The sequence below is a fragment of the Moraxella sp. K1664 genome (assembly GCF_039693965.1).
Lineage (GTDB): Bacteria > Pseudomonadota > Gammaproteobacteria > Pseudomonadales > Moraxellaceae > Moraxella.
The window spans coordinates 2,202,160-2,219,414 of record NZ_CP155576.1; the positions used below are offsets into that span (position 1 = coordinate 2,202,160).

General features: G+C 45.0%; 11 protein-coding genes and 1 pseudogene. 8 read left to right on the forward strand and 4 right to left on the reverse strand.

Going from position 1 to position 17,255, the window contains the following annotated elements:
* Positions 1–49 precede the first annotated feature (49 nt).
* The 3 genes and pseudogenes from AAHK14_RS10815 to AAHK14_RS10825 all read left to right on the forward strand — a co-directional run bounded on the left by AAHK14_RS10815 (position 50) and on the right by AAHK14_RS10825 (position 6,386).
* Positions 50–1,855: a transferrin-binding protein-like solute binding protein gene (locus tag AAHK14_RS10815; RefSeq protein WP_194092619.1), complete on the forward strand. Its 1,806-nt coding sequence runs from the start codon at positions 50–52 to the stop codon at positions 1,853–1,855.
* A gap of 177 nt (positions 1,856–2,032) precedes the next feature.
* Positions 2,033–4,788 (forward strand): annotated as a pseudogene (locus AAHK14_RS10820) (lactoferrin/transferrin family TonB-dependent receptor).
* Positions 4,789–4,892: 104 nt separating this feature from the next.
* Positions 4,893–6,386, forward strand: a complete 1,494-nt coding sequence (locus AAHK14_RS10825) for a surface lipoprotein assembly modifier (protein ID WP_172823664.1) — start codon at positions 4,893–4,895, stop codon at positions 6,384–6,386.
* A 149-nt stretch (positions 6,387–6,535) separates the two neighbouring features.
* On the opposite strand, the gene AAHK14_RS10830 is transcribed toward AAHK14_RS10825, so the two are convergent.
* Complete coding sequence (locus AAHK14_RS10830) at positions 6,536–7,096, reverse strand: transferrin-binding protein-like solute binding protein (protein WP_065256991.1); 561 nt, start codon at positions 7,094–7,096, stop codon at positions 6,536–6,538.
* Positions 7,097–7,130: 34 nt separating this feature from the next.
* Between AAHK14_RS10830 and AAHK14_RS10835 the strand changes: the two genes are divergently transcribed.
* Positions 7,131–7,265, forward strand: coding sequence for a hypothetical protein (locus tag AAHK14_RS10835; RefSeq protein WP_255518745.1), 135 nt, complete (start codon positions 7,131–7,133; stop codon positions 7,263–7,265).
* Positions 7,266–7,571: 306 nt separating this feature from the next.
* Here the strand turns inward: AAHK14_RS10835 and hutI are convergent, their stop codons facing one another.
* The 3 genes from hutI to hutH form a co-directional block, all read right to left on the reverse strand.
* The gene (hutI, locus tag AAHK14_RS10840; protein WP_065256992.1) at positions 7,572–8,804 is read right to left on the reverse strand and encodes an imidazolonepropionase; all 1,233 of its coding nucleotides are present in this window, start codon (positions 8,802–8,804) and stop codon (positions 7,572–7,574) included.
* 63 nt (positions 8,805–8,867) lie between these two features.
* A complete protein-coding gene (gene hutG, locus AAHK14_RS10845) occupies positions 8,868–9,875 on the reverse strand; it encodes a formimidoylglutamase (protein WP_065256993.1) in 1,008 nt (335 codons plus the stop codon).
* Positions 9,876–10,173: 298 nt separating this feature from the next.
* The gene (hutH, locus tag AAHK14_RS10850) at positions 10,174–11,733 is read right to left on the reverse strand and encodes a histidine ammonia-lyase (protein WP_065256994.1); all 1,560 of its coding nucleotides are present in this window, start codon (positions 11,731–11,733) and stop codon (positions 10,174–10,176) included.
* 202 nt (positions 11,734–11,935) lie between these two features.
* On the opposite strand from hutH, the gene AAHK14_RS10855 reads away from it, so the two are divergent.
* The 4 genes from AAHK14_RS10855 (at position 11,936) to AAHK14_RS10870 (ending at position 17,238) form a co-directional block, all read left to right on the forward strand.
* Entirely contained in the window at positions 11,936–12,241 is a 306-nt protein-coding gene (locus tag AAHK14_RS10855; protein ID WP_065256995.1) for a hypothetical protein, read from the forward strand.
* A 64-nt stretch (positions 12,242–12,305) separates the two neighbouring features.
* Positions 12,306–13,418, forward strand: coding sequence for an AAA family ATPase (locus tag AAHK14_RS10860; protein WP_065256996.1), 1,113 nt, complete (start codon positions 12,306–12,308; stop codon positions 13,416–13,418).
* Positions 13,419–13,506: 88 nt separating this feature from the next.
* Entirely contained in the window at positions 13,507–16,032 is a 2,526-nt protein-coding gene (locus AAHK14_RS10865) for a DUF5682 family protein (protein ID WP_194092620.1), read from the forward strand.
* Between the two features lie 12 nt (positions 16,033–16,044).
* Positions 16,045–17,238, forward strand: coding sequence for a VWA domain-containing protein (locus AAHK14_RS10870; protein WP_083108419.1), 1,194 nt, complete (start codon positions 16,045–16,047; stop codon positions 17,236–17,238).
* The last annotated feature ends 17 nt before the right edge of the window (positions 17,239–17,255 follow it).

Below are 17,255 nucleotides of genomic sequence, written 5' to 3' on the forward strand. Positions count from 1 at the left end.
GATAATAGTAATATTAGTGAACAACATTTTTATTTAATGGTGAAATTTTATGAAAATGACAACCAAATCCACACTGACCCTATCCTTGGCGATACTGATGACCGCTTGTGCGTCCAACAAAGGCGATGTCGCACTGACTGCCATCGAACCGATAAAGCCGCCCAGTACCAACACCCCTATCCATGAAGATGTCCCCACGCCACCTAGAACCGCAGAAGAGCTTGATGCACTCATGGAGCCATCACTGGGCTTTCATATGGCAACCGTCAGACGTAACTTGCACGCAGACAGCACAGAAGAACATGTACCCCTGTCTGCTGACATGATTAAGCCCATTAATGACAGGCTTAGCAGAGTGGTTGACAGACACAAAAAAGACTTGAACAACCTAAACGGTGCGTCCAGTCTTTATTCGGATAATTACGAAGACTCACACAGTCCCGTGCCAACATCCGCAGGTGCATGGTATGGCAGTCGTGACCGAGACTACATGAAATTTGTCAAATCAGGCTGGGTGGCTGATTTGCAGCCCAGACCGAACTTTGCCACAAATACCATCCATAATGGCATGAACGGCTTTGTGTTTTATCAAGGCACCAATCCCGCCACCGCCCTACCCACCCAAACCATCACCTACAAAGGCACTTGGGATTTTATGACGGATGCCAAAAAAGGACGTAGCTCTGATGAGTTTCACAGCGAATACAAGAAAAATGCAGGGGCGGATTATAGTGCGTTTTCTTTTCATGAATCCACCAAAGATGATGCCAAATGGCGTGATGAAGGCAGAACAGGCGATGTAAGTCACACCAGCGTCTTTACCGTGGACTTTGCCAACAAAACCCTGACAGGCGAACTCTCTCGCCACAAAAGCAAGTCTGAGAAAGTCAAACGCTATGACATCAAAGCTGACATCAAAGACAATCGCTTTCGGGGCAGTGCCACAGCAAGCAACCCTAACGACCCATTTTTTAAATCCAACTCTAAAAGCTTAGAAGGCGGTTTTTTTGGGGAGCATGCCGAAGAACTTGCAGGCAAATTCTTAGCCGATGACAATTCTTTGTTTGCCGTGTTTGGGGCAAGACAACATAAAGACGGCAAATGGGATGACATCGACCCTACCGAAAAAGCCTTTGATGCGGTCAAGTTTGGCATTGATGAGCTTGACAAAAGCAGTCTTGATACCTTTGGCGATGCCACAAAATTGGTGATTAACGGCAGAAGTTTCTCACTACTGCCTGCTACAGGCACTGCTGACTTTATCCAAACCAACAAATACGACGTCAATGGCAAGAATTTGGTCATCAGTGCTTGCTGTGGCAACCTAAACCACGTCAAATTTGGCACTTACTTTTATGATGACAATGGCTCAAAATCAGACGCTTATCTATTCTTGACGGGCGAGCGGACGGCATTGTCAGAGATGCCAAAGGCAGGCGAGCTAGAATATCACGGCACATGGCAGGCTTATATCTTGACCAAAGATTCTTTGACGGGTGCGATTGATGCTGGCAAGGGTCAAAACGCCAGTCGGGCAGAATTTGGCGTTAATTTTGACAACAAAACGCTCAAAGGCACGCTATACGCTGGGGGTAGTGTCGCCCCTAGCATCATCATTGACAACGGGGTCATCAGTGGCAATGGCTTTACCGCCGATTTTAGAACTGGCGAGAAAGGTCTAAGCCTAGATAAAAGCTCAATGAGTGGTGCTGTGGCTCATCTGTCAGGTAAGGTTGATGGTGGTTTTTATGGTAAAAATGCCACAGAGCTTGGCGGGTCGTTTTATAGTGAACGTACCAGTAAAAAAGACGGGGTTGCTGGCGTTTTTGGTGCCAAACAACAGGTTAAAAAGTAACCGTTAGCATTTTTAAAATATATGATGAAATCTTGGCATGTCAGGCATTGGTGTGCCAAGATTTGGTTTTGATTTATTTAAAAATTATTAGGAAATATCATGTTATCATCTTATGTTATCTCACGTCCGACCACGCTACATTTGACGGTGCTGTCTGTCTTTTTGGGAATGGGCAACATGGCTTATGCCAACACCACAGAAAACCCAAGCACGCCCCACTCCGATGATGAGCCACACGTCGTCTTAGAGTCAGAAACCATTAAAATCGTACGCAAATTAGGACGTAAAAGCACCGAAGTGACAGGGCTGGGCAAAATCGTCAAATCTACAGATGACATCAACAAAGAACAAATCATGGGCATTCGTGACTTGACACGCTATGACCCTGGTATTGCCGTGGTTGAGCAAGGACGTGGGGCAAGTAGTGGCTACTCCATCCGTGGCGTGGATAAGAACCGTGTGGGTTTGCAAGTTGATGGGATTGTGCAGGTGCAATCCTACATCAACGATCTAAGCAACAAAGCCAATGGCGGTGCCATCAATGAGATAGAATATGAAAACGTCCGCTCCATTGAGCTCTCCAAAGGCTCAGCGTCATCTGAGTTCGGCTCTGGGGCATTGGGTGGGGCGGTGAGTTTTCGCACCAAAGACGTGGGCGACATCATCAAAGATGGCAAAGATTGGGGTGTCTCTACCAAGAGTGCATACAGCAGCAAAAACAACCAATTTGCCAATACCGTTGGACTGGCAGGACGTGCTGGCGGTTTTGAAGCACTTATCCAGTACACGCACCGCACAGGCGAAGAAACCAAGGTACACAAGGACGTGGCAGACCTGCCCCAAAGCCTTACCCGTGTGGGGGCTTTTACCGATTTGTACGAACTGCGGGGGTCGCCGTGGAACAACACAGGCAACACTGAGATTGTGAATAATCACAACTGGTTTATCCTACAAAATGAATGCCCGACACGAGACTGCACCCCAAAAATGCTCGCCAAACACACGCTGGACAACCCCTATACCATGCGTACCGACCCGCCCTACACGCCTGCCGAACAAGAAGCCTACGACAAGATGAAGCACATCACCGAAACCGTGAGTGCCAGCGACTACACAGGGGCGAATCGTATCATGGCAAACCCCATGGATTATAAATCCAAATCCTACCTTGCCAAAGTCGGCTATCGTTTTGATGATACGCATTATGTTGGCGGCGTATTTGAGAACACCAAGCAAGAGTCCGACATCCAAGACATGAGCCAAGAAGCCTACATCACGCCTGCGTTTCTTAAAAAATACATGAGTGGCACGCCTGCCATCCGTGGGGTGTATTATGGTGACAATCTACTATCAGGCTTGGTCGTGCCGATAGCCCCACATAACCTAAGTCTGGGCTATACCCGTGGTTTTTATTTTGATGAACATCACGACAAAAACCGCCATGGCATCAACTATCACTACACACCAAAGGCTCATGCGTGGATTGATGACTTGCGTCTTAGCTATGACCGTCAGAGCATCAAACTTGACACGCTAAGACGAGAGACCAGTTGTGCTGTTTATCCGACATTTGATGAAAATTGCCGAGCAGACATCACCAAGCCACTGTCAGGCTATCTGTCTGAGCGTAACACCTATAAAGAACAGCAGACGTGTTACAACTGTCCGCCCAAAAGAGCTTTAAATTTGCCAATACCGAGCATAGGGTTAATGTCTTGATGGGCATGGATAAGTTTGATTCTGCTCTAAGACGTGGCGATTGGTACTCCGAACAAGCCCAAACTAAGGTGACTAATCTGGGCGGTAAGGGCAAACAGGATGACCCTTATGTTTATCAGTTTGAGCCCACAACCATCCACACCGAGCATTTTTGTAAAGATGGGTTTAGCACCCAAGACTGTACCGACCGCAACATTACAGGGTACAACCATTTCTTTGCCATACGAGACCACATCCAACTGGGCGACAAAGTGGACTTGGGACTGGGCGTGCGTTATGACAGACACAAATTTGACTCCGATGATGATTTTGCTGCCACAGGCAAATACAGCAACTGGTCGTGGAACACGGGTCTGACCTTTCATGCCACAGACAACATCGCCCTATCCTATCGTCGCTCCAATGGGTTTAGGGTGCCAGCATTTTATGAGTTGTACGGCACTCGTGGAGCTTATGATGGCAGTAACGCTGTTAGTGTGGCAAGACAATACATCTCACAGCTTGACCCTGAAACATCATCCAATCAAGAATTTGGCATTGGTCTGACGGGCAATTTTGGATATCTTGAAGTAAGTCATTTTGATAACAAATATCGCAATCTCATCACTGTCGGCGAGAAAATCGGCAATGGCAGTGAACGCAATGACGGCTATCATAACCTACAAGACATCAGACTCTCAGGCATTAACGTGCTTGGCAAAATCGACTGGTATGGCGTTTGGGACAAACTGCCCGATGGTCTGTACACCACGTTGGCTTATAACAAAATCACTCCCAAAGAGCTAAGTATCAAAGAAGGCTACACCAAAGTGCGTACACCCATACTGGACACGCTCCAACCTGCTCGCTATGTGGCAGGGCTTGGCTATGATTCCCCTGATGATAAATGGGGCATCAATCTCATGGCAACTTACTCAAAAGCCAAAAATGCGGATGAATTACAAGGGGTAAGCACCTTTGGTATTGACCGAGCCATCGTGGCAACCCAAGGGGCAACAAAACGTTGGTACACCTATGATTTATCAGGTCATTATCATGTCAATGACAGCATGACTTTGCGGGCAGGCGTGTATAATCTGTTTAATCGCAAATACAGTACATGGGAGTCTGTCCGCCAATCTTCTATCAATGCTGTCAATCCAACCACAGGCAACACCGCCCGTTATGCCGCCCCAGGGCGTAACTTTAACGTAGCGTTAGAATTTAAATTCTAAATTCTAGCTTGTAGATATGCTTAATTTTTGTTAAAGTGTGCGATTAGTCGCACACTTGCCGTTTATGGGCATTTAATAAACCTTTGTGGACTTTCATGTATTTTATGCAAAAATTTCATCTCCCATCACGTTTAGCTCTCCTGCCTTTTATTGGCTTTTTTGGCATGGGCTTTGGCGTGAACATCGCCCACGCTGACGCTCTGACCAAACAAGACGACAGACGTATCCAAGACAGTCATCTACAAAGACAGGTAGAACAGCAGAATCTGCCCCCATTCTTGCCATCCATGGATGTCCCCATCATAGAATCTTCTGATGACAGCACCGTCTCGCTAAGTGCCGATGAGCTAAAAGAACATCCCCAGCTTATCGTGCGAGCCTTGATGGGCAGTCTCATCCAAAACCAAGCGGACAACGTGGCGTTTTTATTGCCCTATTATCAAGACCTGCCTAAGCATCAACGTGAGCCGATGATAGAGTATTGGGCAACAGGACTGGTTGCCGAACAAGTAGGCAAAAACAGCCAAGCCATCCATGCGTATGAACAAGCCCTAACTTATAATGAGCATGCTAGCCTGATTCGTCTGCGACTTGCCATGGTGCTGTTTTATGATAAACGCTTTGTCAATGCCGAGCAAAATTTTCATCAGCTTTTAGGCGAACCTGACATGCCCGATGAGCTAGCCACACTCATCAATGCACACCTACAAGCCATCCACGCCCAAGAGAAAATCCCCATCCAAGGCGGGGGTAACTTTTTGAATGATAAAAACATCAACAACGCCCCTGCCAGTCGTGATTTGGGTAGGGGCTGGGTGGCACCCGAGCCAGAGTCCGCCCAAGGCATTGGTCTTTATCTCAATGCCCACAAAAAATGGCTAAGACCCGATGGCTTTTATCATGAAGCCCGACTGGATAATAACGGCAAATATTATTGGGACAATAAACCCTACAACGAACTCACCAGTCGCTTATCCTTAGGCATGGGACATGCCAACGCCCATCATGACATCACGCTTTTGCCATTTAGTGAACATACGTTTTATGCAGGTGGAAGTAAAGACTCGGATGACTTAAAGCATTTTTCACAAAATAAGGGGCTGGCAGTCGAGTGGCAATATCGGTTTAACCCCCAATGGCAGAGCAGTATTTATGGCGAAGTTGCCAAACAGACCTACCACACACGCCCCCATCTAAACGGTATCGCTCGCAGTCTAAGTGCCAGTGCCATCTACTCGCCAAATGCCAAGCGGTATTGGCTGGTTGGTGTGGACGCTCATCGCACAGACGCTCGTGATGCCGATGATTCGTTCATCAGACGGGGTGTGCGGGCAGGCGTAGGACAGGAGTTTGACAATGGTTTTGGTGCTCGTCTTAATGTCGGCATGGCACATAAAGACTACCGTGGGGCAGGTTTTTTTGGTGAGATTCAGCACAACAAAGAATACACGCTTAGCACGTCTGTGTGGAACAACCATTGGCAAATGTTTGGTATCATGCCACGCTTGACATGGAGTTATCAAAAAGTGGACAGCAATCTACCCTTATACAAATACGATAAAAATCGTGTGTTTATCGAAGCAACAAAACGGTTTTAAGATTTTTTAAAGTGCATTTGAGATATTTTAAAAATAAGTCTAACTTTAAAACCAAAGTCATCCACACCAAAAAAAATCCCTAACAAAACGGCAGGGATTTTTATCATGATTTAGCTCTTAAAATGAATTGCAAATGAGCATTGTGGCTTTTACTGCTTTTTCGCCCCATACGCCCCTTTGACTGCACCATCATCACTGGCAAAGACACCGCTAAGCTCGCTGGCGTTTTTGCCATAAAAAGCTCCTTCGGTGCGGATGTTGATTTTATCGTTTTGCTGAGTGCCCGAGAAGGTGTTGCCTTTGATGGTTGCTGATAGTTTTATCAATTCATTTGGCAAATCCACGCCTGCCACTGTACCCGTCAGAGTTTTTTGGTCAAAATTAACAGAGAACTTAGAGCCCGCACCGACCCTGATGCCATTGTCATGCACATAAAGTGATGAGCCATCATAGCTGACCACCCCTTTGGGCAGATCATCAACGCCAGTCTTAGTGCCTTGATGGAACAGATGCGTGGCTTTTGTTTCTTTGTCAAAGACATAGCCGTATTTGGCATTGCCCAGATGAGTGCCACTGACCATCAAGGTGTGGTTCTCATCGCTGGTATTTTGGATAAAGTTTTCGCTCGTCCCTGTGCTGGGTGCTAAGTTGTAACGCTTGCCATCTATAACCAACGTATTAATGTCGGCAAAGGTTAGCTGACTTAGCACAGGCTTGTTATCTTTGAAAGTGTAGCCTTGGGAGATGTTAGTGTCATCAACAGTATTGCTTGGGTTGCTTGGTGTGTCATCACCTGATTTTTTATCATTGCTATTGGTTGGCGGTGTGACAGGCTTGGGTGTGACTGATGGTGTGGTGTGGTTAGCGTGGTTACTGTGACCACCGCCACTACTACATGCACTGATGGTTAGGGTAGAAAGTAAAGCAAGTGTTAATAATGTCGTTTTTTTTCATAAAATTACCGTTAAGGTTATGAGTGCAAAATACAAAAAGTCAAGAAAATAATCAAGACCTAGATGTCGGCACAATAAGGGCAGGTACGCCCAAATGATTCTTATAAAATATAAAATAATGCACTCTTGTTAAAAATACCCCACCCGATTGGGCGGGGCGGCATTATAACACATCTGTTCTTATAATTCAAAAAATTAATACCAATATTTTAAAAAAACAATGATTTTAAATTCATGTTTTTGGAACCTGCCGACCTGCCACCCAAAACCCTTGCAATCGGTTTTGCCCGATAAGATAAGACAAATCGGCAGGTCGGTCAATCTGCCACAACGCCACATCAGCATCCATACCTACCGCAATTTGCCCTTTGGTGTCTTGTAGCCCCAAGGCTTGGGATGCGTGAATGGTTGTTCCTGCCAGAGCTTCTTCGGGCGTTAAGCCAAACAGCGTACACGCCATGTTCATGGCAAGCAGTAGGCTTGTTGATGGCGATGTGCCAGGGTTGCAGTCGGTAGATACTGCCATCTTTACGCCATGTTGTCGCATGGCATCGATGGGGGGCAGTTTGGTTTCTTTTAGGACATAAAAGGCAGTCGGCAACAGCACGCCCACCGTACCATGTTTTGCCATCTTGACAATACTGTCGGTGGACAGATATTCAATGTGGTCAGCAGACAAGCCATCAAACTCTGCCACCAGTCCCGCTCCGCCCATATCGCTCATCTGCTCGGCATGAAGTTTGACAGGCAATCCTAGCGATTTGGCAACTTCAAAGAGCCTGCCCACTTGATGAGTGTCAAAGGCGATGGATTCACAAAACGCATCCACCGCATCCACCAAATTCTCATCATGCAACACTTTTAGCCACTCGCACGCCTGCTTGACATACTCGTCTGCTTGCCCTTGATATTCTGGCGGTAGGGCGTGTAGGGCAAGGTAGGTTTTTTTGACGGTAATGCCAAAGTCATCGCCCAATTTTTTGGCAACTTTGAGCATTTTGCGTTCGTTATCCAAGTCAAGCCCATAGCCCGACTTAATCTCAATCGTCCCCACGCCTTGACTTACAAGACTTCTAAAACGTGGCAAACTAAGCTCATACAAATCATCAAAATCCGCTTGTCTCGTGGCTTTCACAGTGGACAAAATCCCGCCACCTTGTTTGGCGATGTCTTTGTAATCCACGCCATTTAGACGCATCTCAAATTCATTACTGCGATTACCGCCATAGACCACATGGGTGTGGCAGTCCATCAAAGCAGGGGTTAGCCAGCCTTGTTTGGCATCAATTATCTTGTCAGCAGTTGCCGTGCCAAGCTCGTCCATTGTGCCGACAAAGGCAATTTTGCCATCTTTGATACCAACCGCACCGCCATGTATCGCCCCATATGGGGCGTCTTTGGTAAAGCCAAATGTATCGCTCATGGTGGCGATGTTGGCGTTGGTGATTAGGGTGTCAAATTGCATGGTTTTTTCCTTAGATATTGGGTTGATATTTATCAATAAGCTTTAAGTTTAATGTAATCCCAATCACACGCCATCAAGCAATGCCCGCTCCACACACACCGCAAGCAGTCGTGCCACGGTTTTTGCCCCACGGCTGTCAATGTCGTAAGTTGGGTTAAATTCAGCAAAATCCAAGACGTTGACTTTGCCTGTTTGAATGAGTTTTTCAAGCAAAAATTCCACCAAATCAAGCTCAATGCCCTTGGCATTTACCGCACTGACCGCAGGCATGACACCACTTGGCAGACAGTCCAAATCCACCGTAACATACAGCACATCAACACCCCGAGCAAAGCCATCAAGCCTTGCCCAAATCTCATCATAAGTCAAGCGATGGCAGTCGTCATCACTAACAACACCAACGCCCAAGGCACGGGCTTTGTCAAATAGACTTGCTGTATTACCAAAACGGCTAATGCCCACACAAAAATAATAAAACTCATCGCCCATCATATCAGCAATTTGCAAAAATGGCGTACCTGATGTGGCGTACTCGTCCGTTCGCAAGTCAAAATGGGCATCAAAATTGATAATACCAATCTTGGGTAAGTCCTTACTATTTGATTTTAGATACTCATACAACCCCAAAAAACTGCCATAAGCAATCTCATGCCCACCGCCAAGTCCCACCGCTAGGGCGTTGTTTTGTAGGGCGTGAGTGATGTGCGTGGCATAATGTTTTTGGGCGGATTCCAAACTGTCCTTAACGATGGTATCATTGTCATGACACACCACATCGCCACAGTCGCCCACCAAGTCGGACAAATTGGCGTATTTGTCCTGCACGTCTTTTGTGATGGGCAATTTGGCAAAAAACTCCCTAATGACAGGCGGAGCGGACTTTGCCCCCACTCTGCCCAAGTTTCGCCTTACCCCTTGATGGCAAGCAAAACCCACCAAGGCAACAGGCTGACGGTCAAAGGCTTGCACGGCATTGTGCCAATACATCGCCCTATCGCTCTCAAAAGGGTCGGTGCGTCCTGTATAATGGGCAGGGTCAAAGGGGATATGGGTGGTGTGGATGTCGGTCATGGCTTTTAATTGGCTTAAAATGGTTAATTGGCTTAAAATGGATGGATAAAAATTAGGATATATCCAGCGAACTTGATATACTTGCTTAACTTCAAAATGTAGATTGGTGCAAAATGGGGTTAATTTGCTATATTTACCACAGCAAGATTTGTAAGGTGTGCCTTTTTATAAGGGCGAATTGCAATTCGCCCCTACGGGACAATCACGGATTTTGTATCATTTTTTAAAGCTCTTTGGGTGGATAGTTTACCTCTACAAAAATTGGCTAGATGCCTATGGAGCAAACACACCCCAACCATTACACATTGCTAAACCAGTTTTGGCGTAGCTCGTCCCAACCGTCAAGCAATTCGCCCGACAAGACAAGCTGTTTGGCACTTTCAATATCAGGGGCAAAGTAGCGGTCTTTGTCATAATGAGCAATGCTCGCATGCACTTTGGCATGAACGTCCGTTAGCACCTTATCGCTCTTGTAGCCCAAGTCCTCGCTGTGAATGTCCACGCCTTGGGCAGCAGCAAGCAGTTCAATGCCAACCACGACAGCGGTATTGTGTGCCATCTCAAACAATCTTCGCCCTGCATAGGTCGCCATTGAGACGTGGTCTTCTTGGTTGGCAGACGTTGGAATGCTGTCCACCGATGCAGGGTGGGCGTGTGATTTGTTTTCGCTAACCAAAGCGGCGGCGGTAACATGAGCAATCATAAAGCCAGAATTCACGCCTGCATTACGCACCAAAAACGCAGGCAGTCCTGACAAACTACTGTCAATAAGCAGAGCAATACGGCGTTCGCTCATTGAGCCAATCTCGCTGATGGCAAGTGCCAAGGTGTCGGCAGCAAAGGCGACAGGCTCGGCATGAAAATTACCGCCCGAGATGGCAACAGGCTCATCATCGCCAAAGATAAGCGGATTGTCGGTTACGGCATTGGCTTCGATGAGCAGTGTCTTACCTGCTTGATTGATAAGGTCAAGGCACGCTCCCATCACTTGGGGCTGACAGCGTAAGCAGTAGGGGTCTTGTACACGCAAATCCGCCTCGCCACGGTTTTTGCCCCTAAATCCGCTATGTTCAAGCAATGCCTTATAGGTCTTGCCAAGCTCAATCTGCCCATGATGTCCACGCACCTCGTGAATGCGTGGGTCAAAGGGCGAATCATTTCCACGAGCTGCCTCTACCGACAACGCCCCCGTTACGGTCGCACTTGCCAGTAGGTCGCACGCCATAAAATAGCCACGAATGGCAAGGGCGGTGGACGTTTGGGTGCCGTTGATAAGTGCCAAGCCCTCTTTGGCAGCAAGTGTGATGGGCGACAGTCCTGCCTTGGCAAGGGCATCTTTGGCGGACACACGCTCGCCACGAACCAACACATCGCCCTCGCCCAAAATCGCAAGTGTCATGTGCGACAACGGGGCAAGGTCGCCTGATGCTCCCACTGAACCTTTGGCAGGGATGATGGGTGTGATGTCATGATTGATAAGGTTGATAAGTGCGTCCACCACTTCACGGCGAACACCCGACACCCCTTGCGATAGGCTTGATACTTTCATGGCGATGATCAGGCGAACTACGTCCGCAGGTAACGCCTCACCCGTGCCAACCGAATGGCTTAGGATAAGATTTCTTTGCAAAAGTTCAAGCTCATCGTCAGGGATACGAGTCTTGGCAAGCAGTCCAAAGCCTGTATTGATGCCATAGGCAGGCTTATCACGGGCGATAATCGCTTGCACGGCTTGGTGCGACTTTTCGATGGCATCATAAGCCGATGGGTCAAGGCTGATGGTAACGGGGCTGTTGTAAATGGCACGCAACTGCCCAAAGGTGAGATGGCGTGGGGTTAGGGTAATAGCGGGTTTCATGAACTGTCCTTATTTAAATAAAATGAATAAACAAAAGATAAATTTGTCTATACAAATATAACAAGAAATTCCACCGAGTGCAAGCCCTAAGACAAAAAATTTATCCCACAAAACCGTCCATTTTATCGCTAGTCAAAAAATTTAAATTATGATATAAATACTTACAAAAATTAGGTAATTATAGTGAAAAAAGGGGCTTATCATGATTTATCTGTTTTCGTTTTTGATTTATGCCGTGGTTTTTGGGGCGGGGTTTTATTTGGTTAGAAAAAACCCTACCAAAGTCGAGCGATTAGTTGGGCGGATTTGCTTTATTGGGCTTATCCTGCAACTGTTTGTCAATTATCTGTTTTGGGGCAGTATGGCAAGTGCTTTCAACCCTTTGGCAGTCATGATAAGCCCTGAGCGGAGTGCGGTAAACTTGATGTTTTTGGCACTCATTAGCATTTTTTGTTATGCCAGTTTGCTTGTGGTTTTGTTTAAAGCGAACGATTTTTATAACGAATAAGTCATTTGCAATCGTCCCTTAAAATAAGTACAATGGCAATCATTTGCTTTTTTAAGGGACGCTCATGCCACGCAAAAAAACCACCGCCACCGACACACTCACCATTCTTCGCCAAAGTGCCGAACAAAAATACGCCCACGAACTTGACCGCCTAAAAGAATCCGACAAAGCCCCAAAACCCCAAGGCTGGCAACTGTCCGCCCATGCGGTACGCAAGTTTATTTTGGGCGATGATGAGCTTGGCATTAGCCAAAAATTCTATGGCGATGATGCCCTTGTGGACAGAAGTTTGGTAACGCTCATGGGCAAGCAAGGACTTATGCTCGTAGGCGAACCTGGCACTGCCAAATCCATGCTCTCTGAGCTTTTGAGTGCTGGCATCTCAGGCAACTCCAATCACACCGTACAAGGCACAGCAGGCACGACCGAAGACCACATCAAATATTCGTGGAATTATGCCCTGCTGCTGTCGCAAGGACCAAGCGAGAGTTCGCTTATCCCATCGCCCATCTATCACGCCATGAAACACGGCAAAATCGCCCGCTTTGAAGAGATTACCCGTTGCCCTGCCGAGATTCAAGACGTGATGATTTCTCTGTTGTCCGAAAAACGCATGATGATACCAGAAATGGGGCAAGATTATGCCCTAGAAGCCCAGATTGGCTTTAATGTCATCGCCACTGCCAACCTAAGAGACAGGGGCGTGCATGATATGTCGTCCGCCCTAAAAAGACGTTTTAATTTTGAAACTGTCAAAGCCATCAAAGACCGCCAATTTGAAATAGAACTTATCAACACCCAATTAAAACAAGAACTAAAAGACTTATATAAAGAAGTCAAAATTCATCAAAACGTCATTGAAATTTTGGTAACGGTATTTAATGAATTACGCACAGGACAAAGCCATGAGGGGGCAAGCCTAAAAACCCCCAATGCCGTAATGAGTAGTGCCGAAGCGGTAAATATCGCCCATAGTGCGTGTTTGCAGGCGATTTATTTGGGCAATGGCGAATTAAGTGCCAATCATATCGCCGAGCAATTGGCAGGCGTGGTATTTAAGGACAATAAAGACGATGCCAAAAAATTATCCTATTACTTAGACACGGTTGTCAAGGAGCGTGGCAAAAAAGACAAAGATTGGCAAGCGTTTTATCAAGGCAGTAAAGGATTTGAATAATTTATCCATTTAAATCTGTTTATTTAATTTATTAGGGCAATTATTTGCCCTAACCTTTATTTTTTATCCGCCAATCATTTGTCACGCCATGAAAAATACCCACTCTGCTTTATTACCAAAAACCACCCCAAAAAGACTGGTTCACGCCTTTGATTCGCTTGATTTTTTGGCAAACCAGAATATCCATTTTGCTCCCATTCGTCATCACAGCCCCATGTGCAGTTTTGCATTGATGGCATATATCAAAGCCCTTGCTCCCACGCATATTTTAATTGAAGCTCCTTATACTTTTGATGTACTAATTGATGATTTAACCACCCATCACACCAAACCTCCTGTTGCCATATTCGCCCAAGCGGTCGCCAAACAAAAAACAACAAACAAAAATAATCAAGAAGATGATGAACATACCGCCCCTACCATTCACTCTGCCTTTTTTCCTTTTTGTGAATATTCGCCCGAATGGATAGCCTTACAAGAAGGCAAAAAAATAAATAGCCAATGTCAATTTATTGATTTGGACTGGGCAAGCCAAAGTGAATTTGACAGCCAAGCCGACAAACAAACCCATCAAAAAAGCCTAATGCAAGAGCGGTATTTGGCACACAGCACCTATATCAAAATCCTTGCCAAAAAATTGCATTGCAAAGACCACGATGATTTATGGGAGCATTTATTTGAATTAAGACAGCCCAATACCCTATCGCCCAAAGATTTTTTTAATGATGTATTTACATGGTGTGCTCTTGCCAGATTGGATTATGAAGAAGAAGTGCTATATCAAGAAGGCTCACTTCACCGTGAATACTGCATGATTCAAAAGATATTGCCCCATATCAAAAATGATAACAAACTTTTGATTATTACAGGCGGATTTCATACCCTAAGTCTTATTGAAAACTTGCATAAGCATTTTAATAATACGCCCATTACCCCCTATGCCATAAATAGCACTTATGAAGAAAATTCATGGCTTATTCGTTATAGTTTTGATAGATTAAATGCCCTAAATGGCTATGCTTCTGGTATGCCATCGCCTGCCTATTATCAGTATTATTGGCAGTATTTATTATCCCATGCGGACGATAATAAAAACCAAGATACTTCTGATAATAACGATTTGGCGATACAGTATTTTTATGATTATGTGTCTTTATTATGCCACCATCTAAATGACAAACAAGACTTGGAAATCAATCCCTTTATCGCCACAAAACATACGTTGGAGATTGCCACGGGATTATCCCTACTAAGGGGGCATTATTATCCAAGCCGTTATGATTTGATTGATGGCATAACAACTGCTCTTATCAAAGGCGACTTAGATGACGGTCAGGCGTATTTATGGCAAGTGGTTTTTGATTATCTAAGTGGCAATCAATTAGGACAAGTCGCCAAAACCCAAAAAAGCCCTGCTTTATTACAAAACACCCATGCAACCGCCCAAGCATTTCGTTTTAAACTAGACGATACACTAACCAAAACTCGCAAATTAGACACATATAGAAAACCCCTACATAGAAAGATTAGCCAGTTTTTGCATTTGTTGTTATTTTTGGAGGTTGGATTTGGGCAATTTGTCTCGGGGGCGGATTTTATTCGTGGGGTCAATTTGGATTTATTGTTTGAAGAATGGCAATATGCGTGGACACCCAGCGTTGAAGCACGATTGATTGAATTATCTGAAATGGGCAATGATTTATCCCAATTAGCAATCAATAAACTGCTCATTCAAAAACAAGCCTTACAAAAAGACGGGCAGTTACCATCAGCTCATCATACCGCCGAACTATTCGCCCAAGCGTGCAAAATGGGCTTGCATAAAGCCATCAATGAATTAACACACGAATTAACAACGCACCTAAATAACGACAGCAATTTGTCATCGCTCATTGGAGCAACTGGGCAGTTATTTTATTTATATCAAGCAAGACAACTGATTGACATAAATGGCGATGAATTAAAGGCAAATATCTTATTGGGCATTCGCCAAAGCTGTTATTATCTGCATACGCTGTATGATACCACGCCTGAGCATATGGATGATAATCTTGGTCGTATGATTGCCCTAAATAAACTTATCAAAAATACCGCCATTTATTTTGATATGCCTGATGATTATTTGCAACTGTTTTATCATAAATTATCACACGATGAATTTATGAAACTTGAACTGCATTCATTGGCAGGGGCATTACAAACGCTGGCGTATTTGGATAATAAAATTGATGACACGCAATTACAAAATGCCATTAACAAAGCCTTTGCCATTGGCACATTGCCTGCTGATTCTGTGGCGTATTTACAAGGGATGTTTCAAGTCGCTCCTGAATACTTTATCGGCTCGCCTGTGGCTATTGGGGCGTTGTATGAGCTTATCAAAAGCTGGGATAATGAGCTGTTTTTGAGCATATTGCCCGATTTGCGTTTTATATTTAGCACATTAACCCCACGCCAAAGCAAAGAGATTGCCAATATCATTGCCAAAAAGACTTTAATTGACGACAGTGATGAGCTTATTGCCGTGGATTTATCCATTAACCAAAATGATATGCTCTATGGCATCTCTCTTAATGAAAAAATGCGTTGCTTATTAAAAAATGACTTTTTATAATTAGGAAAAATAATGACAGACACCCCACACACCATATCAGACGACACCATCAACACAAGCGATTGTGATACTGCCGATTATGATAATGCCAGACGTTGGCGATTGATTCTTGGGCGATATGCCGATGACGCTTTGAATAATGCCAATTTATCCGCCGGTGAATTAAAATTGGAGCGGTGCTTGGATTATCTGTATCGCCACGAATATCAAAGACGAGGCATAAAACAAGGCAATCGCCAAAATGGTATTGGAGGCGGTTTGGAATCATCGCAACTGTCCGCCATCAATTGGCTCAACCAAAGTCGCAAGCTCTTTCCAAAATCAACCTTTGAGCGTATGCAAAATCACGCCCTAGAACGCTATCAGATGACGGATATTCTAAAAAAAGCAGAAAACATCAAAGCACTAGAACCCAATCCTGCCACTGCCAAAGCCTTATTATCACTTCGGGGTCATCTTAATCAAGAAACCAAAGAAGCCATTAAAGAGCTAATTGGCAAAGTCGTGCAAGAGATTATGCAAAAAATACGCCCAAACTTTATTCAAGCGTTATCAGGCAGACGTAACCGTTTTTCTTATTCGCTTATCAAACACTCCCAAAATTTTGATTATAAAAAAACCATTCGTCATAATCTAAAAAACTACAATCCCGATAGTGGACAGCTCATTATAGAACGCACTTTTTTTAATAGCCGTGTACAAAAACACCTTGAATGGGAAGTGATATTATGCGTTGACCAAAGTGGCTCGATGTCTGATTCTATCATGTATGCGTCTGTTTGTGCCAGCATATTGGCAAGTCTGCCATCTGTGGCAACGCATTTGGTGGTATTTGATACCCAAGTTGTGGATTTGTCGCATATGGCACACGACCCTGTGGAGGTGCTATTAACCATTCAATTGGGCGGGGGTACGCTTATTGGACAAGCCATTGATTATTGTGCCAAAAAAATAACCAACCCACGCCGAAGTATTTTGATTGTGATTAGTGATTTTGAAGAAGGTGGTTCATTGGCTCATCTTTATAAATCCATCTCAAAACTCAATGAACAAGGCACAAAATTATTAGGGCTTGCCGCTTTGGATAATAATGCCAATCCCTGCTATGACCCTTATGTGGCAAATGAATTATCAAGTCGTGGTATGAATATTGGGGCAATGACACCTGAGCATTTGGCAACATGGCTTGGCGATGTGATGAATTGATTGTTAGAATAAGGAAA

Coding starts and splice junctions, on each gene's coding strand:
- AAHK14_RS10860 (WP_065256996.1), top strand. CDS start 12,306: ATGCCACGCAAAAAAACCACCGCCACCGACACACTCACCATTCTTCGC.
- hutH (WP_065256994.1), bottom strand. CDS start 11,733: ATGAAACCCGCTATTACCCTAACCCCACGCCATCTCACCTTTGGGCAG.
- AAHK14_RS10865 (WP_194092620.1), top strand. CDS start 13,507: ATGAAAAATACCCACTCTGCTTTATTACCAAAAACCACCCCAAAAAGA.
- AAHK14_RS10855 (WP_065256995.1), top strand. CDS start 11,936: ATGATTTATCTGTTTTCGTTTTTGATTTATGCCGTGGTTTTTGGGGCG.
- AAHK14_RS10870 (WP_083108419.1), top strand. CDS start 16,045: ATGACAGACACCCCACACACCATATCAGACGACACCATCAACACAAGC.
- AAHK14_RS10815 (WP_194092619.1), top strand. CDS start 50: ATGAAAATGACAACCAAATCCACACTGACCCTATCCTTGGCGATACTG.
- hutG (WP_065256993.1), bottom strand. CDS start 9,875: ATGACCGACATCCACACCACCCATATCCCCTTTGACCCTGCCCATTAT.
- hutI (WP_065256992.1), bottom strand. CDS start 8,804: ATGCAATTTGACACCCTAATCACCAACGCCAACATCGCCACCATGAGC.
- AAHK14_RS10825 (WP_172823664.1), top strand. CDS start 4,893: ATGCAAAAATTTCATCTCCCATCACGTTTAGCTCTCCTGCCTTTTATT.
- AAHK14_RS10835 (WP_255518745.1), top strand. CDS start 7,131: ATGTTAGTGTCATCAACAGTATTGCTTGGGTTGCTTGGTGTGTCATCA.